At 41.5% G+C, this 24,640-nt stretch carries 18 protein-coding genes; 16 read left to right on the forward strand and 2 right to left on the reverse strand.

Annotated features, from left to right (window positions below):
• Positions 1 to 199: 199 nt before the first annotated feature.
• From O9X84_RS14785 to O9X84_RS14855, 15 genes are all read left to right on the forward strand, one after another.
• Positions 200 to 1,105, forward strand: coding sequence for a sugar kinase (locus tag O9X84_RS14785; RefSeq protein ID WP_269520471.1), 906 nt, complete (start codon positions 200 to 202; stop codon positions 1,103 to 1,105).
• A 2-nt stretch (positions 1,106 to 1,107) separates the two neighbouring features.
• A complete protein-coding gene (locus O9X84_RS14790) occupies positions 1,108 to 2,103 on the forward strand; it encodes a TRAP transporter substrate-binding protein (RefSeq protein ID WP_269520472.1) in 996 nt (331 codons plus the stop codon).
• The gene (locus O9X84_RS14795; protein ID WP_269520473.1) at positions 2,100 to 2,603 is read left to right on the forward strand and encodes a TRAP transporter small permease; all 504 of its coding nucleotides are present in this window, start codon (positions 2,100 to 2,102) and stop codon (positions 2,601 to 2,603) included. The genes O9X84_RS14790 and O9X84_RS14795 overlap by 4 nt, the downstream gene beginning before the upstream one ends.
• Positions 2,600 to 3,892: a TRAP transporter large permease gene (locus O9X84_RS14800; RefSeq protein WP_269520474.1), complete on the forward strand. Its 1,293-nt coding sequence runs from the start codon at positions 2,600 to 2,602 to the stop codon at positions 3,890 to 3,892. The genes O9X84_RS14795 and O9X84_RS14800 overlap by 4 nt, the downstream gene beginning before the upstream one ends.
• A gap of 26 nt (positions 3,893 to 3,918) precedes the next feature.
• Positions 3,919 to 4,692 (forward strand): SDR family oxidoreductase, encoded by a 774-nt coding sequence (locus O9X84_RS14805; protein WP_269520475.1) that lies wholly within the window; start codon positions 3,919 to 3,921, stop codon positions 4,690 to 4,692.
• Positions 4,693 to 4,737: 45 nt separating this feature from the next.
• On the forward strand, positions 4,738 to 5,568 hold the full coding sequence (kduI, locus tag O9X84_RS14810) for a 5-dehydro-4-deoxy-D-glucuronate isomerase (protein ID WP_269520476.1): 831 nt from the start codon (positions 4,738 to 4,740) through the stop codon (positions 5,566 to 5,568).
• Positions 5,569 to 5,699: 131 nt separating this feature from the next.
• On the forward strand, positions 5,700 to 6,497 hold the full coding sequence (locus O9X84_RS14815) for a DeoR/GlpR family DNA-binding transcription regulator (RefSeq protein WP_269520477.1): 798 nt from the start codon (positions 5,700 to 5,702) through the stop codon (positions 6,495 to 6,497).
• A gap of 314 nt (positions 6,498 to 6,811) precedes the next feature.
• The gene (locus O9X84_RS14820) at positions 6,812 to 8,206 is read left to right on the forward strand and encodes an FGGY-family carbohydrate kinase (RefSeq protein ID WP_269520478.1); all 1,395 of its coding nucleotides are present in this window, start codon (positions 6,812 to 6,814) and stop codon (positions 8,204 to 8,206) included.
• A gap of 165 nt (positions 8,207 to 8,371) precedes the next feature.
• Positions 8,372 to 10,564: a bifunctional rhamnulose-1-phosphate aldolase/short-chain dehydrogenase gene (locus O9X84_RS14825; RefSeq protein WP_269520479.1), complete on the forward strand. Its 2,193-nt coding sequence runs from the start codon at positions 8,372 to 8,374 to the stop codon at positions 10,562 to 10,564.
• A 9-nt stretch (positions 10,565 to 10,573) separates the two neighbouring features.
• Positions 10,574 to 11,869: an L-rhamnose catabolism isomerase gene (rhaI, locus tag O9X84_RS14830; protein WP_269520480.1), complete on the forward strand. Its 1,296-nt coding sequence runs from the start codon at positions 10,574 to 10,576 to the stop codon at positions 11,867 to 11,869.
• 120 nt (positions 11,870 to 11,989) lie between these two features.
• Entirely contained in the window at positions 11,990 to 13,135 is a 1,146-nt protein-coding gene (locus O9X84_RS14835; protein WP_269520481.1) for an alpha-hydroxy acid oxidase, read from the forward strand.
• 107 nt (positions 13,136 to 13,242) lie between these two features.
• Positions 13,243 to 14,040 carry a hypothetical protein gene (locus tag O9X84_RS14840; protein WP_269520482.1) on the forward strand — a complete coding sequence of 266 codons (798 nt, stop codon included), beginning with the start codon at positions 13,243 to 13,245 and terminating at the stop codon, positions 14,038 to 14,040.
• A 149-nt stretch (positions 14,041 to 14,189) separates the two neighbouring features.
• Positions 14,190 to 14,717: an RNA polymerase sigma factor gene (locus tag O9X84_RS14845; RefSeq protein ID WP_269520483.1), complete on the forward strand. Its 528-nt coding sequence runs from the start codon at positions 14,190 to 14,192 to the stop codon at positions 14,715 to 14,717.
• Positions 14,718 to 14,769: 52 nt separating this feature from the next.
• Entirely contained in the window at positions 14,770 to 15,777 is a 1,008-nt protein-coding gene (locus O9X84_RS14850; protein WP_269520484.1) for a FecR family protein, read from the forward strand.
• Between the two features lie 9 nt (positions 15,778 to 15,786).
• Entirely contained in the window at positions 15,787 to 18,717 is a 2,931-nt protein-coding gene (locus tag O9X84_RS14855) for a TonB-dependent receptor (RefSeq protein WP_269520485.1), read from the forward strand.
• A gap of 44 nt (positions 18,718 to 18,761) precedes the next feature.
• Here O9X84_RS14855 and O9X84_RS14860 read toward each other — a convergent pair whose 3' ends face one another.
• Together O9X84_RS14860 and O9X84_RS14865 are read right to left on the reverse strand one after the other, a co-directional pair.
• Positions 18,762 to 21,506 carry a TonB-dependent receptor gene (locus tag O9X84_RS14860; RefSeq protein WP_269520486.1) on the reverse strand — a complete coding sequence of 915 codons (2,745 nt, stop codon included), beginning with the start codon at positions 21,504 to 21,506 and terminating at the stop codon, positions 18,762 to 18,764.
• An 11-nt stretch (positions 21,507 to 21,517) separates the two neighbouring features.
• Positions 21,518 to 22,585, reverse strand: a complete 1,068-nt coding sequence (locus O9X84_RS14865; protein ID WP_269520487.1) for a Ca2+-dependent phosphoinositide-specific phospholipase C — start codon at positions 22,583 to 22,585, stop codon at positions 21,518 to 21,520.
• 198 nt (positions 22,586 to 22,783) lie between these two features.
• On the opposite strand from O9X84_RS14865, the gene O9X84_RS14870 reads away from it, so the two are divergent.
• Positions 22,784 to 24,586 (forward strand): metallophosphoesterase family protein, encoded by a 1,803-nt coding sequence (locus tag O9X84_RS14870; protein WP_269520488.1) that lies wholly within the window; start codon positions 22,784 to 22,786, stop codon positions 24,584 to 24,586.
• The last annotated feature ends 54 nt before the right edge of the window (positions 24,587 to 24,640 follow it).

The raw sequence follows: 24,640 nt of genomic DNA on the forward strand, positions 1-24,640 counted from the left end.
AACCCTTCAAAGTTCTTTTTTAACTATCTTGATAAACGCAACTCTTAATACTTTAACCTTACACTCTCATGATTGATTTTGAGTGTTGATGATTGGTAATTGTTCATATACAATCATTTTACAAATAATTAATGATTTTTATTGCGTGACGATTGCTGAAATTGCATTTCACGTAATGTAGAGGTTGGAGTGCAATAGGGTGAAGTTAGCGATTATTGGCGAATGCATGATTGAGTTATCAAACAGCGAAGGTGAGTTTTATCAACTCAGTTACGGTGGGGATACTCTTAATACCGCTATATATCTATCTCGTTGTGGAGGAGAGGTTGAGTACGTTACTGCCCTAAGCGACGATGTGTTTAGCAGCAAGATGCTCGAAAATTGGCAAAGCGAAGGTGTTGGTGTGAAACACGTAAAGCAACTTGCTAATAGTGTGCCGGGCCTCTACTTGATCGAAAATGAAGCTAATGGTGAAAGGCACTTCCATTACTGGCGTTCAAATTCACCCGCTAAGTTTCTACTGGAACAATGTCCAGAAATATTTAAAGAGCTTGAAGAGTACGATGCCTTATTTCTCAGTGGTATTACCTTATCAATCTATTCCGAAGCCTCAAGAGCCAAACTATTTGATTTTTTGAAAAAATATCGAGACAAGGGAGGAAAGGTTATTTTCGACAATAACTATCGCCCAAAAGGTTGGCTTTCGTTTAATGAAGCATCCAAAACATTTAATCAAATAATGAATCTCACTGATGTAGCGCTGCTCAGTATGGAAGACGAAATAAGCTTACATGGGGAACACTCAACTGAATATTGCATTGAACGTTGGTTAAAAGCTGGCGCTTCAGAGGTTGTGATAAAAAATGGCCCGAATGGCATTCTTACAGCCAACAGTATGGGGAAATTTGAGTTTGACGTACCAAATATTGTCAAGCCTATCGACACAACTGCGGCAGGTGATTCTTTCAACGGCGCATTTTTGGCCAGCAAAGCCAAAGGTGAAGACTTAGAAAAATGCATTCGCGCCGGCCAATTCTGTGCTGCCCAAGTCATTCTTCACAAAGGGGCAATTGTTCCGCGTGAAGTGAAATTGATTGAGGGATAGTAATGAGATGTTACCGATTGCTTTATCTATTATTACTAATTCCGTTAACTGCGCTATATGGGTGTAACGATGAAGGAAAAGATGACACGTATGTCATCAGGTTAGGGCATCAGCTCGATATTAATCACCCTGTTCATAAAGGCCTTGTTTTCTTAAAAGAGGAGTTAGAGCGTAACTCTGAAGGAAAAATGTCTATTGTTATTTACCCCTCTTCTCAAGTAGGTGACGAGAGGGAAGTTCTTGAGTTGATACAGATTGGTAGCATGGGAATGACTAAAGTGTCAGCAAGTGCACTAGAGACCTTTGTTCCTGAGATGAAAGTATTTAGTTTACCCTACCTTTTTAATGATAATGCGCATTATTGGAAAACTTTGAACGGTGAGGTAGGGAAAGCGCTTCTTGCTGCAGGCGAACCTTATCGTTTTAAGGGGCTAGGTTATTTTGATGCCGGTTCAAGAAGTTTTTATACGACGAAAAAACCAGTTCAGTCACCCGATGATCTAAAAGGTCAGAAAATAAGGGTGATGAACAGCCAAACGGCAGTGTCTATGGTAAATACCATGGGTGGGTCTGCAACACCGGTAAGCTGGGGCGAGCTTTATACATCTTTACAGCAGGGTGTGGTAGATGGTGCTGAAAACAACCTTCCTAGTTTTTACTTCTCCAAACACTATGAGGTAAGTCAGTACCTTATTTTAGACGAACACACTTCTATTCCTGACGTCATTATTGTTGGAACTCATGTTTGGGAACAGCTTAGCGCCACGCAACGAACATGGTTGCAAGATGCTATGAAGGCGGCGACCAAATATCAAAAAGAAATGTGGGCTGAGTCTACTGAGAAATCATTGGAAATTGTGAAAGAGGCAGGCGTGCAAGTTATCGCAGCAGACAAGGAGCAATTTCAACAAAGTGTCGCACCCATTTATGAAGGACTGCGGGGAAGCGAACTGGAAAAATTGGTTCAACAAATAAAAGCTCTAGGAGAAAAAATGTGAATGCGTTGACTACTTTGATTTCAGGGTTAAACAAATTTCTCCGGGTATTACTGACCTTAATGATGGCGCTATTAGTTTTGAATGTAACGTGGCAAGTAGTCACTCGTTTCATTCTGCCCCATCCAAGCTCATTTACTGAAGAGCTTGCTCGCTTTTTGTTGATATGGATAAGTTTGCTAGGTAGCGCCTATGCCTTTCATACACATAGCCATTTAGGGTTCGATTATCTCACTAAGAAGTTAAATCAAAGTGGGGCGTTAATGACAGCAAGGCTGGGCTATACGATAGTGATTTTGTTTGCATTAGGCGTACTTCTAGTGGGTGGCACGAATCTAACCTATATCACATTCTTATTAAAACAAGCCTCCCCCGTTTTAGGAATTCCAATGGGATTTATTTACATGGTTGTGCCTATAAGCGGTGTTTTGTTTGCGGTTTATGGCGTTTTAGGCCTGCTAGAAATGAAAAACACTAATAAGCTAAGGGAGCACGCACTATGACTTCGCTAGTACTGTTTGGCATATTCCTACTACTTCTACTTATTAATATTCCCATTGCGATAAGTATTATTGTCGCCACCCTAGCAACGATGCTACTGACAATCGATACGCTTCCTGCCCTAACTACTCTAGCTCAACGGTTAGCTGTGGGTGTAGACAGCTTTGCACTTTTAGCGATTCCTTTTTTTGTTTTGTCAGGCTATTTGATGGGGCAGGGCGGGATAGCAGTACGACTTATTGAGTTTGCAAAAGTATTGGTAGGCAAACTTCCTGGCGGATTGGCATTCGTAAACATCATTTCATGTGCACTGTTTGGCTCAATTTCTGGCTCAGCGGTAGCGGCCACTTCTGCGGTAGGTGGTTTTATGGTACCTGCAATGGAAAAAGAGGGCTATAGCAGACCATTTAGTACTGCAGTAACGGTTACCGCTGCTACTACTGGCATGTTGATACCACCAAGTAATATTCTAATTATTTATTCATTGGCGAGCGGTGGAGTGTCAATTGCTGCATTGTTTATTGCCGGTTATTTACCGGGGCTTTTGGTAACTGCATTGCTCATGTTAGGCGCTGGTTATTATGTAAAAAAGAATGGTATAGCAACAGAAAAAACAATAGTAGTAGGAAAGTTTTTACCAAGTCTTTTAGGTGCAGTGCCGTGCCTTTTCCTTATTGTTCTGATCATTGGTGGAATAATAGGAGGGCTTTTTACACCCACTGAAGCTGGCGCAATTGCGGTTCTTTACTCGTTAGTTTTAGCTCTCGGCTTTTACAGAGAGCTTTGCGTGAAGGATCTTTATCCTATATTGCTGAAAACTGTCAACACTACCGCAATCGTTATGTTTCTTATTGGCGCCTCAGCATCAATGTCTTGGTTAATGTCGTACGAAGAAATACCTCAAGCAATAAGCAACTCATTACTTTCGGTGTCTGAAAACGCCATCATAATCTTGCTGATAATGAACCTCATTCTATTGGCAGTTGGCACATTTATGGATGTTACACCTGCAGTTTTAATCTTCACCCCAATATTCTTACCCATCGCTGAGATGCTTAATATCTCTCCTCTACATTTTGGGATAATGATGATTTTAAACTTATCTATAGGCTTATGTACCCCTCCAGTGGGCAGCGTTCTCTTTGTCGGGTGCAGTATTGGTAAGGTATCTATTAGCAGCATAATGAAGCCGATACTGCCTCTTTATGCCGCCATGCTTGTTGCATTGGCGCTAACAATTATCTTCCCCGAAATTAGCGAATTCCTGCCCAAGCTGTTGGGCCTCATTTAATTACACAAAAAGTTAGGAGACATGAAGTGTCTGATTATTTAAGTAGACAATTTGGTTTGCACGGCAAAGTTGCCGTAGTTACAGGGGCTAGTAGAGGGTTAGGGCAGGGCATTGCACTAGCCTTAGGTGAAGCCGGCGCGACAGTTATTGCCATAGGTTCGTCGACAAAAAGCGTTGAATCTACCATTGATTTGTTAGTTAAGAAAGATGTCGAGTGTGCAGGCTACGGGTGTGATCAATCAAACACCGCCGAAATTATCGATACTGTAAGTACAATTATTGAAAATCATGGGCGCATTGATGTTTTAGTTAACAACGCTGGAACCATAAAGCGTTCTCCCGCACATGAGTTTTCAGATGAAGACTGGAACGAAGTCATTAATGTGAATCTAAATGGTGTGTTCACTTTCTGTCGTGAAGCGGGCAAACAGATGTTGAAACAAGGTAGTGGTAAAATTATTAATATTGCTTCTTTGCTAAGTTTCTCTGGCGGTATTACTGTTCCAGCCTATGCTGCAAGTAAAGGTGGTGTTGCGCAATTAACAAAAGCACTGGCAAATGAATGGGCTAATCAAAATATCCAAGTGAATGCAATCGCCCCTGGATACTTTGAAACAGACAATACGTACAACATTCGCCAAGACCAATCGCGATATGAAAGTATTACCAGTCGGATCCCGACCGGAAAATGGGGCCAGCCTGACGACCTTGGAGGCGCCGCTATCTTTCTCTCTTCTCGAGCGTCTTCATACGTGAACGGGCATGTATTACTTGTTGATGGCGGCTGGATGGCTCGCTAACGCGAACCCGCCAACTTTTCTAACAACATATCAAATAGGCACAATATGAACTTTTTATTTTCTACCAATAAGCGCAGTTACCCAAGTATGACCAATGAGGAGTTAAGAGACGCTTTTTTAACGGAAGAGCTCTTTACTCCTGGTCATCTATCGCTTACTTACACTGATGTTGACAGAGCGGTTATCGGCGGTGCTATGCCGACAGAGGCCTCTATTGAATTACCAACGCATAAAGAACTTGCTGCTGATTACTTTTGTGAGCGCAGAGAACTAGGAATTATTAACATCGGTGGGGAAGGCTCTGTCAGTGTTGATGGTGAAAGTTTCGAAATGGCTAAAAAAGACAGCCTTTACGTTACCAGAGGTAGTAAAGAAGTTGTCTTGTCGTCTAAGGATGCGAGTAATCCTGCTAAATATTACATGATTTCATATCCTGCGCACCGGGCCACTAAAACTGTCCATGTGCCAAAGACGATGGCAAAACAGATAGATCTTGGTTCTCAGGAAACCTCTAACGAAAGAACAATATTTCAGTCTATTAGACCGGGAATTGTCGATAGTTGCCAGTTAGTCATGGGTATTACCGAATTAAAAACCGGAAGCGTTTGGAACACTAAGCCCCCCCATACGCATTTTCGTAGGACTGAAATTTATATGTATTTCGACCTCGATAAAAGCGAAAGGGTCTTTCATATGCTTGGTGAACCCAAAGAAGTTAAAACTCTTCCATTAGCGCCTGAAATAGCAATTGCCTCACCTAGCTGGTCTATCCACAGTGGGGTAGGGACGACAAATTACAGCTTTATTTGGGCTATGGGCGGAGAAAACCAAGAGTTTGATGACATGGACCACATTGAAATTTCTTCTTTAAGTTAAGTTTTAGCCTGTAAATTGCCATCAAGTATGTAATTTTTATCAAAATCAATCATGTTTTGAGTTTTTTGATTGATTTTGGTTGCTTTGGTGATTATATTAAACGCTATAACGCCAAATAGGACAGAAAAGTAATGCTTGAAAAGCAGCGACAACAGTTAATCCTAGAAGTATTAGAAGAGTCCACCTTTGCGAGTGTGCCCGAATTGTGCAGTCAATTGGGCGCATCTGAGGCAACGATTAGAAGAGATTTGAAAAAATTATCTTCTCAAAAGAAGATTAAAAAAATAAGAGGGGGTGCACAAGTAATAGATACTGGCTCGACCTCAAATTTCTATCTTTCTGGCAATGCCTTTCTAATTGATAAAGAAAAGAATGCTGATATTAAACGTGCCATTGCTAAAACGGCATGTGAGCTTTGTAACGATGGCGAGTCTATTATTATCAACGGTGGTAGCTCTACCTATATGATGGCCGAGTTCTTAAGAGATAAAAGATTAAATGTGCTAACCAACTCATTTGTCTTGGCTCAAGACTTGGTAGAGAACAGTCAGAATCAGGTCACCCTGCCAGGTGGTGAGGTGTACAGAAAGCAAAGCATCATTCTAAGTTCTTTCGAAAATGATACTACACAGAATTATCGTGGAACTATGATGTTTATGGGCACGCCCGGCATCAGCAAATATGGCGTTATGGAATCTGACCCCCTACTAATTCTTGCAGAGAAAAAATTACGCAAGCAGGCTGATAAGTTAGTTGTATTGGCTGATAGCACGAAAATTGGCCTACAAAGCAATTTAGTTTTTTGTGATTTGAACTCTGTGGATATTGTAATTACTGACAACCGTGCTGATAAAGCACAGTTAGACGAAATTAGAAGTTACGGTATCGAAGTGATTGTTGTAGACGTGGAGACACTAGAGGCTGCATAACAAGCTATTACACTTTTCTTATGAGAGGTTTCTCACGATGATGGAACCTCTTCACTTCAAATTATCCCCCGCTGACCCCATTTATTTCAGTATTGAGCAATAAATTGCAAGTAGTCGTATCAGTTACTTAAATCAATCAAAAGCTTTCAATTTCAATCATTGTTTGTTATACATTAACTTAATATTTTGGAAGTATCCTCGAGAGAAGTCATGAACGGCATTGCTGATAAGCGTTTCAGCTCACGCTATAGCTACAACTAACTTGACGCTCCTTTGATATTACATTCACAAGAAAATTCGGAGTTAATGCTAGAGTGAAAGCTGTTTTAGATATTGGTAAAACTCATATAAAACTATTGTTTGTTTCAGATTCTGAGCAAGTTGCAAGCTTCAGCTGCAAAAATGCCCCAATTGCAGGTCAGTATCCTCAGGCGGACGTAGACAGTATCTGGGATTGGATAGTAGAAACCTTGAAGTCGTGCACATATACAAAAGAGGTTGAGGGATTTGTGGTAACTACACACGGTGCCACAGCCGCACTGATTGATAGCAATGCGACAGATAGATCTAAGGCACTTGCACTTCCCATTCTAGACTATGAATATCAGGGTATTGATGAATGTACGCAACGTTACAAGGTTGAACGTCCTGACTTTAATGAAACTTTGTCTCCACTACTGCCTGCAGGTTTGAATCTGGGAAAGCAGCTCTATTGGTTACAGGAAAAGTACCCGCAAGAATTTGCAAAGGCTAATGCTATTCTCTTATATCCGCAGTATTGGGCATGGAGACTGGGGGCAGAATTAAGCGCAGAGGTAACTTCTTTAGGATGCCACACAGATTTATGGCATCCCGCCGCGCAACAATTTTCTTCGTTCACAGTTAAAAAGAAATGGGCGGCGCTATTCCCACCTCTAAAGAATGCATGGGACTGCATAGGACAAATAAGCGAAGACGTATCTAAGCAGACTTCACTGCCTACGTTATGCAAGATTTACTGCGGCATACACGATAGCAATGCGAGCTTCTTGAGATATTTAAATATCAATCCTCAATCGAGCGAGCAATTTACTGTCATGTCTACGGGTACGTGGACTATATTAATGCAGTCTGGAGGAGACGTAAGTACTCTTCATGACAAAGTAGACACCCTCGCTAATGTAGACATTAACGGTAACCCAGTTTCTTGTGCGAGATTTATGGGAGGTCGTGAGTACGAACGTATTTGTACTACGCTTGGTGGCAATATAAAAATGAACCCCACAGAATCAGAAATTCAAGACGCTATTAGTAATTATTGGCGGGTTACACCTGACTTTAGTGAGGGCAATGGTCCTTTTCCCGACTTGACCCCTCAATTGCTTTGCCCCGAAAGGCCAACTGCGCCACAAGCTATCGCAACACTTTACTGTGCACTTATGATTAATCAACGATTAGATGATCTTCAAGCTACGGGAGCAATCTATATTGAGGGTGCTTTTCTCAAGAACCCACTACTGTGTCGCTTAGTTGCCCAATTACGCTGTCAGCAGCCGGTTTTTGCTTCAACAGATAATACTGGCACAGTACTAGGTGCAGCAGCGCTTATAGGCTATCAAAAACTAAAGCAACATTCATTAGACTTGGAAAAGGTAGAGCCCTCCAATTTTTCTGGACTAGACTCCTATGCTGATGAGTGGGTTGAACTAATCAAAAACGCTCAAAAATAGACTCATATCAGCTTGCAAGCTGTTTAATAATCATAATGCAGTCAAAATGAAACCAATAATGATTGAAAATGATTGACAGGGATTGGAAGTGGCGTGTATTGTTACCGCAATAATCAATGTTTACATTTATGAAACATATCTAACTGATAATTTTAGGACACTGTAATGGCTTTTAAACCCGATGATTACAAGCATGTTAAGTACCTTTGGAAAGATGAAGAAGCAGATAAGCTCTCACCTGTAGAGAATTTAGTATATCGTTCAAATAAGCTAGGTGAAGACCAACGAATCACCAATACTGGCGGCGGAAACACATCTGCTAAACTGCTCGAAGAAGACCCATTAACAGGCGAACAAGTAGAAGTGCTATGGGTTAAAGGTTCAGGAGGTGATTTAAGAACATCGAAAAAAGAGAACTTTTCTTCTCTTTATGCTGACAAACTCCGTGCGTTGGATAACGTTTATCAGCAATATCCGGATAAAGGTTACAAGAGCTCTGGTGAAGACAAAATGGTAGGCATGTTTAAGCATTGTAATTTCTGCTTAAATCCTCGCGCCTCATCAATCGATACGCCTCTGCATTCAATGATTGAAGAGAAGCACGTTGATCACCTACATCCAAATGCCGTAATTTCTGTAGCATCATGTAAAGACCAAGAAGCGCTCACTGCCAAAATATGGGATGGGAAATTAGCCTATGTTCCTTGGATGCGCCCTGGTTGGGAAGCAGCAAAAGTATGTGAAGATGCTTATGAAGCGAACCCGGATATATGGGGTATTCTTTTAGGTCAGCACGGACACACTAATTGGTCTTCAGAAAGCAAAAGTTGCTACGAAACCTCATTATGGGTCATTGAAACTGCGGCGCGTTATATTGAAGAGCATGATAAAGGCGAAAATACGTTCGGTGGACAAAAAGTAGAATCTCTTGCCCAAGATAAAGCAAGAAGCCTACTTACCGACTTTATGCCTATCGCAAGAGGAAAACTATCTTCAAATGTTAAGTATATTGGCACGCTTCAAAATGATGAGGCCACACTAAGGTTCGTTAATAGTGTTGATGCTCCCCGTCTTGCTGAGCTTGGTACTTCTTGCCCAGACCATTTCCTAAGAACGAAAATTAAACCACTTTATATTGACTTTAATCCTAAATCAGACGGACTTGAAGAGCTTGTTGCGAAATTTGATGCGGCGTTAGAAAAATATAGATTGGACTATACGGCGTATTATGAAGCATGCAAACGTGACGACTCACCAGCAATGCGCGATCCAAGCCCAACAGTAGTCCTAATTCCTGGTGTTGGAATGATTGCTTGGGGTAAGAACAAAAGTGAATCCCGTGTTACCGCTGAGTTCTACAACTGTGCTATTGAGGTAATGAGAGGCGCGGAAGCAATTTCTGAGTATACTGCTCTTCCTGCACAAGAAGCATTTGATATCGAATACTGGGCTTTAGAAGAAGCCAAACTGCAAAGAATGCCAAAAGAGGCTCCTCTTGCTAGAGACGTTGTTGTTGTTATAGGTGCTGGAGACGGTATTGGTAAAGCAACAGCTCATCGCGTTGCACGAGAAGGCGCGCACGTTGTCTGTGCCGATCTTCGCCTTGAAAACGCTAAGGCAACGGCAGAAGAGTTAGAAGCTATTTACGGCAAAGGTATTGGCGTAGCTGGCACGGGTATTTCTTCGTGCGGTCCAGCTATTGCGCTTGGTGTTGATATAACCAAGAGAGAAACCGTAGAAGAATTATTTACCAACGTAACCTTAGCTTATGGCGGCATTGATAAAGTGATTGTTACTGCGGGTGTCTTTATCGCAGAGGGCGCAGATTTAGCGAAAAATGATGAAGTCTTTGAGCTGAGCTTTAACGTGAACGTGAAAGGCGGCTATGTTGTGGCTTCTGAAGCGCAGAAAATCTGGGAAAAGCAGCAAATGAAAGGAAATATGGTACTCACCACGAGTGTTAACGGTGCTGTATCTAAGAAAGGTTCATTAGCTTACGATACAAGTAAATCTGCTGCTAACCACTTAGTTCGAGAGCTTGCGGTTACGTTGTCGCCCTTAGTTAATGTTAATGCTCTTGCTCCTGCTACCGTAGTACAGGGGAGCAGCATGTTCCCGCGCGATCGGGTTATATCTTCACTGACTAAGTACGATATTCCGTTCCAAGAATCAGATTCCACTGAGAACCTTCGTACAAGTCTAGCTGAGTTTTACGCGCAAAGAACATTAACAAAGTCACCAATTACACCTGAAGATCAAGCTGAGGCAGCCTATCTCCTCGTGTCTGGTCAGCTAAACAAAACCACAGGTCAAATTATTAGTGTAGACGGCGGTTTGCACGAAGCCTTCCTACGCTAGGAGTACATTATGTTACGTAGAATAGAATCAGCTTTAATAAGCGAAAAGAACGAAGAACTTTATAAAGATTTAAAATCTGACTATGACGCACTTGGTGAAAAGCTTGGTCGCGACGGTATTGATATTGAAACGTTCACAAAAGCAGCGGAACAATTTCAAATAGCAGTACCCTCGTGGGGCACTGGCACTGGTGGAACTCGTTTTGCACGTTTTCCGTTAAAAGGCGAACCTCGTAATATTTACGAGAAGCTTGAAGACTGCTCGGTTATCAATGAATTATCTGGCTGTACTGATAGTGTTTCACCCCATTTCCCATGGGATAAAGTTGACGACTTTAGTGAATTGAAACAGACGTCAGATGAATATGGTCTTAGTTGGGTATCAGTAAACTCAAATACATTTCAAGACCAACCTGGCCAAGAGGTATCGTATAAGTACGGTAGCTTGAGCAATACACAGGAAGCATCTCGTGAACTTGCTATTCAGCACAATCTCGATTGTATTGAATACGGTCAAGCTCTAGGTGCTAAAAGCCTTACAGTGTGGGTAGGTGACGGTTCTAATCATCCAGGCCAGCAACATTTTCAACGCGCTTTTGAGCGCTATTTGTCAAGTATGGAGAAAATCTACGCAGGGCTACCAAGTGATTGGGAAATGCATATCGAACATAAAATGTTTGAGCCAGCATTTTATTCAACCGTTATTCAAGACTGGGGTTCAAACCTACTTGCGGCAATGCACTTAGGCCCAAAATGCAAATCACTTGTGGACCTTGGACATCACGCGCCAAATACTAATATCGAGATGATAGTGTCTCGTTTGATCCAGTTTAAAAAGCTGGGTGGGTTCCACTTTAATGATAGTAAATATGGCGATGATGATTTAGATAGCGGCTCACTGCATCCTTATCAGCAGTTTCTCATATTTAATGAGTTAGTAGATGCGAAGCATCGTCAGCAGGAAGGTTTTAATCCTGCCTACATGCTAGATCAGTCACATAATGTTACAGATCCAATCGAAAGCTTGGTTATTTCTGCTATCGAAGTTCAGCGTTCGTACGTAAAAGCATTACTAGTTGATAGAGATGCCTTATATGGCTATCAGCAAGACAACGATGCAATGATGGCTTCTATGGAGCTGAAAAAAGCGTTCAATGTAGATGTTACTCCTATTCTTGCAATGGCTCGCTATCGTAAGTCTGCGGCAATCAATCCTATTGGGACTTACCGTTCTCTTGATTATCGTGAGTCTATGGACAAAGTACGTCCACGTGACCCAAATGCTACGGGTTCGGGTATTGTTTAAGCATTCAATAAGATAGCCGCTTTCTATCTGTACTCTACATAAAAGCGAACGAAGAATAAGAAAGAAGAATAAGAATAATAAAATTAACTGTTGTCAAACTATCGGAATAAGAAAACGCATATGTTGTTGAGCAATTGTCATAACTATCATGATTTTAGAAAGTTAGCGCAAAAAAGGTTGCCCGGTCCAATATTCAATTATATTGATGGCGGAGCCGATGACGAGGCGACAATGCGTCGCAACTCTGAATCTTTTCAGAGTTGCGATCTTATTCCAAACGTTCTGACCGGTGTCAAAGAGATTGACTTAAGTGTTGAGGTAATGGGGCAGAAGCTTGCGCTTCCGGTTTATCTTTCACCTACCGCACTACAGCGCTTGTTTCATCACCAAGGCGAGCGTGCAACAGCTGGCGCAGCAGAAAAGTTTGGAACAATGTTTGGTGTTTCTTCATTAGGAACAGTGAGCATGGAAGAAATTGCTAAAAAATACGATACTCCCCAGGTTTATCAGTTCTATTTTCACAAAGATCGTGGTTTAAATAGAGCCATGATGGAAAGAGCAAAAGAATCTAACATCGAAGTTATGATGTTAACTGTAGATTCTATTACGGGCGGCAACAGAGAGCGTGATTTACGTACTGGTTTTGCCATCCCATTTAGACTGAATCTTAAAGGTCTGTGGCAATTTGCAACGCGCCCGATGTGGGGTATCAACTACGTTACCCATGAGAAATTTTCTCTTCCTCAGCTAGATGCTCATATCGATATGGGAGGGGGCGCCAGTTCGATTGGCGATTATTTTACCAATATGCTTGACCCTTCAATGAACTGGAAAGACGTTGAAGAGATGGTTAAATTTTGGGATGGTCAATTTTGTCTCAAAGGCATCATGAGTGTTGATGACGCCAAACGCGCGGTAGATATAGGCTGCACAGGCATAGTCATTTCTAATCATGGTGGTAGACAGCTTGATGGCTCTAGAAGCTCCTTTGATCACTTAGCGGAAATTGTCGACGCTGTAGGCGATCAAATAGACGTTATATTTGATAGCGGTGTTCAACGAGGAACTCATGTTTTAAAAGCACTCGCGATTGGCGCAAAAGCTGTTGGCCTAGGGCGCTACTATCTTTTTGCACTAGCGGCAGCTGGACAAAAAGGGGTAGAACGAGCCATGCAGTTAATGGCTTCAGAAATTGAACGGGACATGCGATTAATGGGCTGTTCAAAAATAAGTGATTTGAACCGTGATCATATTCGATTTAGATAAATTCTAATCTCACGGACTACTTTCGTCCCCGTTTTGATAAATAACTAGTCTTCATAGTTTTAGTTTTAAAGTAACTGCAAACTTAACTGAATCTAAACGGATTAACTATGAAGACTATCGCTGCATTAATATTAGCTGGCTTATCTTTTCCCTCTTTAGCTAATACTTCAGAAGTACAGGACTTTAGGCCTGTTTTTAAATTAAGAAACGACTTACAGTGCTGGCCAACTGAGCCCGCTCAAGGGCTAAATTCTGGTATCTGTAATAACAAATCCTCATTTCAGGTGACGCCTCCTTCTGTTTACGCGGAAAGCTATTCCGAATCAATAAGCGGAAATAGTCATTCACTTATCACTTATTGGGCTTACTACGGTAATCAAAACGGCTGCACTACCTTTGATAGCGGTCATTCGGACGATTGGGAGCCAGTAACGGTGCACACTGTAAATGGCTCGATAAAGCATGTCACTTACTGGCAGCACAATGGTAGATACACAAAACCTGTTTCAGAGATTGAGACGGATGGCAGTCATCCGGTGGTTTATGTCGGAAAGTACTCTCACGGCAATTATCACGACCAGCGTAGTAGGGCATCTTTTGACAGTTGGGCGTTTGGATCGGGGGATTATTGCTACTATTGGAAAGATCCTAGAGGGCCAGGTCAAACCTGGTCTCCTGGTGTACGAGCACTTACTAGTGTTGGACATAACAGTATTTTCCCTGGTTCTCAAAACCCAATAAACAGAGATATTTCGCCGCATGAAAGAACAGTGTGCAGATCTGACGGTGGAAGGGTTTTAGCAGGAATAATCGACGGAACAGAAAATACTTGTGATAGAAACCCTTCTTATTTAAAAGATGAAAACATGTTGCTTAAAGATTTGTTTTATCTTGATATCTATTAATTTTCAGTGAGGTGAATTTTTTCACCTCATTTCACTTATTATTTGAGGCGAAGTGTTAGATTTCAAAGGGTGTTATTGAGCTACTGAAATCATAGTGTCACACATAAGATATATGATAATAATACGAAAATTTAGTAAATTAACTAACAATGAAACCAGCGGCAGATTTACATTGGGATGAGTTAGATAATAACGACGTTAAAGATTTATTAACGTCGCTTAAGGCATTCATCCGAAGTTTAACGGTCGATAAAAGCCAAGCTGACGATATCTTCCAAGAGACAGTGTTAAGGACGAAGAAAAGCAAGCAACTATCGGAATTAGACTCTCCACTCGCCTATATGATTACGGTGTCGAAAACAGTTTTATACGATCTTCAGAAAAAAAGCGTTCCGCACTACGTCGATATTGAAGAAGTAAGTATTCAGTCTAATGACTATTCGCCAAGTAATACGTATTTTAATCAACAGAAACTGGCGCTGGTAGACAGTATACTTTTAAACATGTCACCCATTAGAAGAGAAATTTTTCTGCTTCGAAGAGTAGATGGCTTGGCGCGAGATGACATCGCTGAAAGGTTAGATGTTAGTGTTGAGGTAGTCAAAAAACACCTAACAAGAGCGATGGTAGAAATCACGATGAAACTTGAAGAGGCTGGGTGGCTTGAGGACAATTAAAGATGAAACTCTATCTCTTAATTTTATTGTACAGGTTTAGCGGCGTGAAAAGATGACATTGATAGTGTTAGAGGAAGCAGCAGATTGGTTTGATCGTATTGATGAACTGAATGAACAGGAGCGGCATGATTTCGCGCACTGGCTTGCTGTAGAAAAAAACAAGGCAGCTTTTCAAAAGATAGCAACCGCCATGGGACAGCCTGAACTCGCTGCACGTGCTATAGCCATGTCAGCTAGAAAAGAGCCGCTATTGAAAAATAGTCCAGTGGTGAATCAGAATGCAGAGAATAAGATAGAGAAAAGTCGTATTGCTACTTACTGGTCAATTGCTTCAGCAGCGTGTATTGCATGTATGGTAGTGTATTTTACTGCGGGTAATGTTGATTCAACGGCGAACTCTGATAAAGGGCTATCCGCTCTTACTGAATATGAAACCAGTACTTTTAACGTTATTTCAACTTCTGTAACAGAAGAGAAGTCTAACGTGTTAGATGATGGCTCAATTGTTTATCAAGGTGGTGATAGTCAAATAAGCGTAGCGTTTAGTGCGGAAAAAAGAGAGGTTAAACTCACTAAAGGCCAAGCATATTTTGACGTTACGCATGCGCCTCAAAGACCGTTTATCGTCGATTTAGATGACGCAACAATCACAGTCGTAGGGACTGCTTTTGACATTGATCGGCTAGAAGATCAGACTATTGTAAAAGTCTATGACGGTACGGTAAGAGTTAATGCCGACCGCGAAATTCTTTTAAATAGAGGTGAAGAAATTACCCTTTTAAATGGTGCTATTGCAGAAAGCTCGGTATTTACGCCACAGCAGCTTCCAAGTTGGAGGATGGGATGGTTAAGTATTAAGGACACACCCATAAACGAGGTGATAGCAAAATTGAACCGTTATTCGTCACGACACCTCACCTACATTGGTGACCCAGATGTAGTTATCTCAGGACGGTTTAGCTTACGCAATATTAGTGAGTCTCTAGACTTATTATCTACAATGCAAGAGTTCTCGGTTGAGCAAACGAGCTCAGATTACATAGTGAGACAAGTAAAGTAGTCGTTCATTATGCTTAAAAGCGTCTTGTGTAGATGTAGGGTGATATTGCTTTGGTCGTTACTTGTAAGTGATACAAGCTCTTTTGCTTATGCCTCTACCGTAGACCATGAGAGACTAGAAAGTATAACGCTTTCTTCTACATCACTGAGTCAAAGCTTAGAGCTAATTGTAGAAAAATTTGGTGTCGGTTATGTCACATCCCCTTCCCTTATTAAGGGGGTAATGTCGCCAGCTATCTCTGGCAGGTTTACGCTCGAAACGGCGATGAAACATGTACTAGATGGAACAGGATTAACCTTTAGCATTACACGTAGTGGGGTAGTCATACGAAAGTCTGAAAGCGTAATCGACGAAACTGTTATAGAAGAAATAAACGTTAACGGAATTCGTGGCTCTCTAAACCTCTCTAGACAAGAAAAGCGCAACGAGAAACAGGTCACAGACGTTATCGTCGCTCAAGAAATTTCAAGATACCCAGACAGAAATCTAGCAGAATCGATGCAACGAATTCCTGGAATGAGCATTACGAGAGAAGCGGGTGAGGGACGTCAGGTGGTGCTGCGTGGCTTAGACCCCGATCTTACTTTGGTTACGATAAATGGAATGCCTGTACTGTCAAATAATGACTCTCCTATGGATAGCAGGACACAGAGGGATAGAGATCGTTCCTTTGATCTCAACTTGTTTACGTCAGAACTTTTCAGCCAAATTAAAGTTTTTAAAAGCTACTCTGTAGAGCAACCAAGCGGCGGCGTGGCTGGTATTGCTGCAATAACCACAGCAAAACCTTTCGATTCACCAGGACTCCAATGGAACGTTTCTCATCAAGTCGACGCAAACCAATATGCTGAAGGTCTTTCAAAACGTTCTTCATTTACTTTGTCTTCGACGAATAAATATTGGGGCATGTTGATTTCAGCAGCCTACGGACGAAGGTCGTATCAAGAGCAAGGTGCAAATACCTTTAGATGGAGACGACTTGCTCCCGAGGGAGCAAATGTCTCTGCCTTAGATTCTGAACTGGTTGAAGCTTGGCAGAATCAAGAAATTAGGGTTCCAAGAGGAAATCGCTATTCTGTGTGGCGAGGAGATATGGACCGCCTAGGTATTGGAGCGACTCTTGAGTATCAAACTGACCTCAGTCATTTCACAATCGACTGGATCTATGGCCGACTTGATAGCCAACGACAAGAGAACCATCTTTATCCACGGGGCTTTCAATCTACGCCAACTATCGAGGGCGAAACTCTTATTACGGAGGCAGAGGTTAACTCAAAGCATGAACTCGTTTATGCGGACTATCGAAATGCTCGTGTTGGCACAGAAAGCCGTCATCAGGAAGTATCAACGCAGTTTAAACAAGCCGTGCTGAATTTCGAGCACAGAATGTCGAATAATTTTTTATTTGATGGTGTGCTAGGTGTGCAAAGTGCTACTTATAAAATGCCTCACAGTATTCGAGCTTACATGAGAGGAGAAAGTGATGTTTCTATCGACTACAGAGACGATTATTACTTCCCTAGCATAAAATATAGCGCTGAGTTGACTCATCCCGATATGTGGCAAATGAACGAGCTCGACTCTGAGCAGTTTATCTCTACGTCTGATTTTACTTACCTGAAAGGTCAATTACAGGTAAATACAAGCCACCGAAGTGCCTGGGAGCTGGGTTTTGAAATCGTGCAGTTTGAAAATACGTCCAAATACACGGATATCCAAAACATCCTAAAAGAACGCTGGTTATCTACACGAGAGGCAGTACCTCAAAGCACAGCATATGTTTTTGATAGTCATCAGCATTTAAATTGGTTAGCTCTTAGACCAGAACAGGTATATTCTTTTTACAACAAACCTTCTTCGGTAGATTCACTATCACTGTCTTATGCTCCAGACCGCGTTATTGACAACGTGATAAAAGAAAGCCGAACGTCTTTCTTTACTCAATATTCTGTAGAAGGTAGTGATTGGACATTCAATGCAGGGCTTCGAGCTGAGCGGGATAAGTCTTTTATTTCGGTGTTTCAGTCTAGTCTTAGTAATCGCTATAACCTAAGCAATATTGCCCTCCTTCCCTCAATGCAATTTAACTACCGAAGAGATGAGCAAGTAGTTAAAGTCGGAATTAGCAGAACATTGGGCCACCAAGAATTGGATACCTTGACACGAAATATTCAGCTCATCGATGATGAAAATATTGTTATTCTTCCCAATGATAGGCTTAAGCCTATAAGTGCTTACAATCTCGATCTAAGCTTCGAATCATATCCGGGAGAAATCGATAGATACTCGGCCAATGTATTTGGAAAATGGATAAAAAACAGTATAGCTCCCATGAGTCAACGCTTGCCCTTGAGTGACGTAGCGAGAGATTATCCTGAATTATTTTCTAGTGATTTTGAAAGTGTTTACATAGATGTCGTAACGCCAACGAACCAAGGCACTTATTTTTTATATGGCGTAGAAGGAAGTGTGCAGTTGGAATGGCCCTTGGGCGAATATATGTCGCGCTTTAACGTACTTCACGTTGGGATAGTGGCAAATGCCAGTTATACGTTTGGAAATGTTCAGTACTACAACACTAATACCGGTGACCGCCTAGATAAAAAGGCTGCCCCTTATCTTTCTCCGCTATTGGCTAATCTTACCGCCTATCTTGAGGGATACGCTTTGAGCCTAAGACTCTCAGCCACCTATCGCGATGAGTATATTGCAAGGGTAGATGGAGGAACCTTAGTTGATGAAAATGAGACAGGATTTTTATCAACACTATATATGGATGCAGTAATAGCTTATCAAATCACTGATAATGTAGAGCTCAGGATCGAAGCAACTAATCTCACTGATGAGCGAGAAATTCAGTACTCCGATTCTTCTTATCGTCCATACAATACTACAGTAAGTGGTCGTAATTACTCTCTTGCCATTTCTTATCGCTATTAAAAACTCGAAGAGCTTATTTTTGTAGGCTCTTCGAGTACATTCATTTACATCGAGTAAGTAAGACCTAAATAAAAGGTTCTTCCACTTACCGTCGTGTTGTACAAACGGTCATCCGAATCGCTGTATTGCTCTTCGCGTTCATCAGAAAGGTTAATACCTTCTAGTGTTACCTTAAGATTATCATTTACATTATAAAATGCTGAGAAATCCCAGTAAGTGGTGCCATGAAAGCCTGCCTCGTCTTGGTCGCTGCTCGACGTTTCAACCTGCGTTAAGTAATCATCACGATAGGCTGCTGAAACGCGCATTCCCCAATTGTCTGTCTCGTAATACATCGTTGCATTGTAGATATTCTCAGACAATCCGTAAAAGGGGCGGTAAACTTCTACACTTTCACCATCAACTAAAATATTGTGTAAAGATTCGCCATCAGAATACGTATAGTTCACAATAGCACCAAGATTATCGAATGGTGCTGGCAGAAAATCGAAATCACGCTGGAACGCTATTTCCCAGCCTGAAAAGTCGCTTTCTGCTAAATTTTGAGGTTGAGAGAATGTATACAGTGTATCTGGCGTTTGCGTGTTTCCATTTTCGTCTACCATGCCTTCGATTAACGATAGCGGATATCCTGTATCACCATAGGCTATTGGAGAAACATTAGTAGCAATAAAGTTATCAATTTCTTTTTGGAAGTAAGTGACTGAGGCATAACCGACTTCATCAAAGTAATACTCAACACCCGCCTCCATATTGATTGTTTCAAAAGGCTGAAGACTAGGATTACCGGCATTGATACTCAAACCACTTGAACCAAATAATGGGTCAGTATTTACCGTACCTGATACAGATAAACTACCCAGTGTAGGTCGAGTTACGTTTTTCCCTGCGCTCGCTCTCAGAACAAGGCTCTCTGTGTAATACCATGCAACATTCAGTGTAGGTAATAGTCCATCATAGTCCCTTTCTACAGTGACGTATTCACTACCATTCACTATGCCACTAGATTGAATATCGGTATCAAAATAGCGTAAACCAAAACTAGTTCTCAGCTCAGAGTCAGGCAATAGCAGGTCATATTCATAAGTCGCGTATAGCGCCATGGTCTCTTCTACGACTTCATTAGGCGCATCGCTATACATAATGTCGCGTTCAACATCGAACGCGTTTAGCACAGCGCCAACGTCAGTACTTAGCCAATCTTGTTTTTTGTGAATTGAGTTTACATAAACAAATTCAGGGTTAATCACATCGCTTACTTCGCCACTTTGCCAAGCACTTCTTAATGCATTGCCAACTTGTTCTCTGTTGTTGCTGTGTTCGAACTTTTTAAAGGAACCACCAAATTTCAAAGAAGCGTTATCAGACAGCAAGTAATCCGCATCGAGCTTAGCGATATCAAAGCTATTTTCTACCTCGTCTTCCTGAAGGTCTATCTCATGGTAACGAAACTCATTGATATCTGTTGGATCAAATCCATTGATGTAGGTATTGGTGCCATAAAAGCGGTCCTCCCTGTAATCTATGGTCATATCAGCGAAAGATTCTAAGTAGACTTTTGCACTATTACTTTCGTATTCACTTTGCATATGGCCGAGTAGGCCTGAAACCGTAAATGCATCGGTCACATGCCACTGTGCGTTTAGCACCAACTGTGAAATGTCTGTTGTTGCTTGTTGATCGCGACTTTCTGAGTGCAGAGCGGTATTTTCCCACGAAGAATATATAACTTCGTTGTTTTGGTTATATTCTATGTCAGTTAAGCCAGAGCAAAAATTGCGTGCCCCGTCATAGTCTGCACCTGTGCAGCCAAGTGCGGTAGAACTTGAACCTCTGCTTTGTAAGTGAAACTCTCCTCTATCGTTATCAAGTGTGCCGTATAATGCATCGAGTTCAAGCGAGAATGCTTCAGACGGTCTGTATTGAAGTGCCACTGTAGCGCCAACCCGAGTTTGTTCACTATTAAATTGTGAGTATCTACTGCCTCGTGAGAAACGAAGATTGCCGCTATTTACGGCTTCTTGATCTGCTTGTGATAGTGTAGATATGTCGGAGCCTTGGGCGTTGCGAGGCCGCCAACGATAGGTGTTATAACCTTGTTCAGCCGTATCACGCTTGCTAAGTGCCAGTGAGACAAGAGCGCCAAAATCACCCCACGTGTTTGAAACTAAGGCTGCGACCCTCGGGCTTACGTCGTCTGTTAATGAATTATCGCCCGCTTGCGCACTGATTACACTTTTGAATCCATCGTAATTAAATGGTTTCGCGGTATAGAGTTTTACAGTGCCGCCTATGCCGCCTTCATCCATTTCTGCAGAATAGCTCTTCTGAACGTCAATTTGGTTAAATAGTTCGGACGCAAAAATGTTAAAATCAAAAGAACGAGATAAGTTAGTCGTTCCTCTACTGTCCATTGCAGATGAGGATGTACCTAGAGCTTCCATGCCGTTTAATTGCACTTGGGTAAAATCTGCGTTAAGGCCTCGTAGAGATATTTGTCTACCTTCACCAGCTTCACGGGTTATGGTTACGCCTGGTATTCTTTGAATAGATTCCGCTAAATTGAGGCTCGGGAAGTCAGCGATATCTTCAGCAAGAATTGAATCTTGTGAACCTAGCGCGTCCTTTTTTAAATCTTTAGCTTTTATAAGTGAGCCTCGAAAACCACTCACTACAATCTGTTCTATCATTTCATCTTCTGTCTGCTGTGCTTGAGCAGAAAATTGCGTCATGCAGGTGGCAGATAGGACAGCTGTAGCTAAGAGTGTTTTTTTAAAATTAGTATGCATGGGTTTACCTTTTAATTGATCAAATTTTGATGTTTAACAGCGTTAAGTCTTTTCAAGCAGTCATTCTCGAAAGAAACTGAATAACCTCGACGTATGGATTGGGGAGACTGGTTATAGAAATCGCTAGAAATGAACTGAGCCCCACTGGCAAATGCTGCATCTCTTTGCGCTCGCAAGCTTTGTGTAGTTGCCGATAAATCAGCATCAGCACGAGTTCTCACTAGAAAACCATCTTTGACGAGCGCTTGAATGTCTTGCTGACTTTTAACTGGATCATTTCGAATGAATATTGCGGCAGCGTCGGAGTGTTCGGGGACAGAGAGAAACATGCTTTTATTCTGAAGCGTTGAACTCTGTTGAAGATATATCTCTTTTTGAGCTTTATTAGCATCGAATAAAAACAAGAATTTACCTCGAAGTGCCTCAACACTTGGCCAGCCATTCCTTGTTATTGCTGCCCTTAACGTATGGTGGCGGCCCCGAACGCGATCTGGCGTAACTAACTTGCTCCCGAATAAGTGCGCAATTTCGTTGTCTAAGCGCTTATAGTCTGAAATGGAAAAAGCGACGGGGGCCGCCTTACTAAGAAACGCTGGCTGAGACTCTTTCGCATTCACAATAACAGTAATGGGGAAGTGATTAGGGTTAGCTTCTGACCACTTTAAAAGTTGTTTTGCGCAAAGCTGTAAGGTTAAACAATGCGTCATCACATCTACGTGTGGAATATGAAGAACCTTAAACCCAGGTTCTGCCAAAATTTGGCGTTCACTCTCTGAAAACCAATTACTATTGGAAAGTGTTTCTATTTCTGGCGTGTTGTATTGATGCCCATTTGGATCGTTAACCACATCAATTTCAATTTGACGAATTCCTAAATTCAACTGTTCTTGAAGCGAAGGATGAATATAAGAAATCTTCTTTAAAAGTTCAGGTGATACATCTTTTAAAAACTGCCTAGCTTCTGGTGGTAGCGCTTTTTTGTAGCTATTGTGAGAACCAATAATTTGATACTGATCCAGTGATTTCGCGCAAGAATAAGCGCTAAGAACCAGAGTTAAAGAAAGTAAAAGATAACGCATAGGTATACATTCAAAGAGTATTTTGAACGGTAGAGCGGAGTTGTTTGAAAAAGGGGACAGGAAATTTTTGCTAAGAGATAAACTTCACAAAAGTGTCATATAACAAAACTTTTTTATTAAATTTTTTGTGAACCACTGTCCCCATTTAGAGCTAAGCGCTGTTATTAGTATTAATGACTTGCTGAACGGGGCTGCGTTATGAGTAAATATGGAAAAAGAACTAAAGAGATACGAGTATTCAACGTTAGCATATTGAATGTACTGTCATGCGGGTTGCTAGTTATATGTTACTTCTTTGCACTTATTTCTATTAGTGTCGTTGCCAAAAACGAAACTCAGCAGGTAAAGATCGCCTTTATAGCTGATATCCATCTTCATTCACCTGAAGGCGCAGCGGCAACGCTTCCTAAAAGTGCCTTGCCAAAAGACCCTACAAGCCACGCCCCAATATTACTGAGAAGTATGCGCTCTCAATTGAGTTCTACTCGTTTGTTCAATGAAAATATTATGGTGTTTAAAGAAGCGCTTAATGATGTAGTAGAAAGGAATATCAAGTTAGTAGCGTTACCGGGTGATTTCACTGACGACGGTCAGCCAGTAAATATTCTTGCATTAAAGGAAATACTAGACGAGTACCAGCAAAAGTATGGACTACGATTCTTCGCTATCAACGGCAATCACGATCCGGTCAGGCCTTTTACACGTCCTGGCGGCAAACGCGACTTTCTGAGCCGAGAAGGTGCAGAAATCAGTGTTATGAGCCCAGCACATCAAGATTGCGTGTCTGGAAAAAGTGATTTTTGCTCAGAACTACTTAAAGAGTGGGGGTATAAAGAGATTGCTCAATCACTATCTGAACATGGTTTTTCACCTTCGCCTGCAGACAAGTTGTTCGAAACACCATTTAATACGGTAGATTTAGCTAAGCGATATTGGACATGGTGTGATGGCGACGAATTTTGCGTAGATATGCCTGACATGAGCTATTTAGTAGAGCCTGTAGATGGTCTTTGGCTGTTGGCGATAGATGCAAACGTGTATAAGCCAACAGGTAGTTTGAGCAATAAACAATTTGATGGGTCGAGTAACGCCGGTTATGACGCACTAATTGAATATAAACCTCAGCTCGTAAAATGGATCCAACGAGTTGTCGAGCGTGCAAAAGAAAATAATAAAAAGTTGGTTAGCTTTAGCCATTTCCCCATGGCTGATTTCTCAGACAAACAAACGGATAAAATTATCAGTTTTCTAGGCGAAACTGCCATGCAGCTGACTCGCCAACCCTCTAATAATACAACCAGAGTGTTAGAAGCGACTGGCTTAAAGTTACATCTTGGAGGTCATATGCACCTCTTCGATATTAGTCAGTCACCAGACGCTGAATTTACGAATGTGCAAGTGCCTTCCTTAGCAGCTTATCAACCTGGATACACCATAGTAAAGATTGGTAAGGATGGTGAAACTCTAATAGAGACCGTCATCATTCGTGACGTTAAAAATTTCGCAAAATGGTTCCCTGTTTATGAAAACGAGTGGGAATACCTTCAGCGGAGTGGACAAGGGTTATGGGGAAAAGAAAACTTAGAAGCTAGTAGTTTTTTAGATTTTACTGATAATCATTTAAAACAAATTGTGACTAATAGATATCTAAAAGAGTGGCCACCAGAGTTAGTAGAGCTATTTTCATCTAATACAATTGGAGGCCTTGTGGAGATGACTCCATGCTTTTTCAACTATAAAGGAAAGCAAGAGTTTGAAGGGTTCAACGCTATGACTTTGATTTTTGATTTCTACAGGTCGAGAAATGCAGGTGGTTTAGCCCGTTTAGCTTTACCACACCACTTTTATGGCGAACTTTCGCTTTGCTTAAAAAAGCAAGCTCTTAAAAAGCCTTCACAAATTTCAGATGGCAGTAAAGATCTTAAAAGAGGGCTTGAGTTAATTACTAACACGGTCATGTCATCGCGTCAGGATAGACCGACTATCAATGTTGTGTTGTAGTGAAACTTGCCAGTCTAGATGGCAGTTTTATTTCAGTCACCCTTTATACAAAAG

The sequence above is a fragment of the Alteromonas sp. BMJM2 genome (assembly GCF_027257845.1).
Lineage (GTDB): Bacteria > Pseudomonadota > Gammaproteobacteria > Enterobacterales > Alteromonadaceae > Alteromonas.

What these genes read in the sequence shown, in the direction of transcription:
- O9X84_RS14790 (WP_269520472.1), top strand. Translation starts at nt 1,108, where the DNA reads ATGAGATGTTACCGATTGCTTTATCTATTATTACTAATTCCGTTAACT.
- O9X84_RS14800 (WP_269520474.1), top strand. Translation starts at nt 2,600, where the DNA reads ATGACTTCGCTAGTACTGTTTGGCATATTCCTACTACTTCTACTTATT.
- kduI (WP_269520476.1), top strand. Translation starts at nt 4,738, where the DNA reads ATGAACTTTTTATTTTCTACCAATAAGCGCAGTTACCCAAGTATGACC.
- O9X84_RS14815 (WP_269520477.1), top strand. Translation starts at nt 5,700, where the DNA reads ATGCTTGAAAAGCAGCGACAACAGTTAATCCTAGAAGTATTAGAAGAG.
- O9X84_RS14825 (WP_269520479.1), top strand. Translation starts at nt 8,372, where the DNA reads ATGGCTTTTAAACCCGATGATTACAAGCATGTTAAGTACCTTTGGAAA.
- rhaI (WP_269520480.1), top strand. Translation starts at nt 10,574, where the DNA reads ATGTTACGTAGAATAGAATCAGCTTTAATAAGCGAAAAGAACGAAGAA.
- O9X84_RS14835 (WP_269520481.1), top strand. Translation starts at nt 11,990, where the DNA reads ATGTTGTTGAGCAATTGTCATAACTATCATGATTTTAGAAAGTTAGCG.
- O9X84_RS14840 (WP_269520482.1), top strand. Translation starts at nt 13,243, where the DNA reads ATGAAGACTATCGCTGCATTAATATTAGCTGGCTTATCTTTTCCCTCT.
- O9X84_RS14845 (WP_269520483.1), top strand. Translation starts at nt 14,190, where the DNA reads ATGAAACCAGCGGCAGATTTACATTGGGATGAGTTAGATAATAACGAC.
- O9X84_RS14850 (WP_269520484.1), top strand. Translation starts at nt 14,770, where the DNA reads ATGACATTGATAGTGTTAGAGGAAGCAGCAGATTGGTTTGATCGTATT.
- O9X84_RS14855 (WP_269520485.1), top strand. Translation starts at nt 15,787, where the DNA reads ATGCTTAAAAGCGTCTTGTGTAGATGTAGGGTGATATTGCTTTGGTCG.
- O9X84_RS14860 (WP_269520486.1), bottom strand. Translation starts at nt 21,506, where the DNA reads ATGCATACTAATTTTAAAAAAACACTCTTAGCTACAGCTGTCCTATCT.
- O9X84_RS14865 (WP_269520487.1), bottom strand. Translation starts at nt 22,585, where the DNA reads ATGCGTTATCTTTTACTTTCTTTAACTCTGGTTCTTAGCGCTTATTCT.
- O9X84_RS14870 (WP_269520488.1), top strand. Translation starts at nt 22,784, where the DNA reads ATGAGTAAATATGGAAAAAGAACTAAAGAGATACGAGTATTCAACGTT.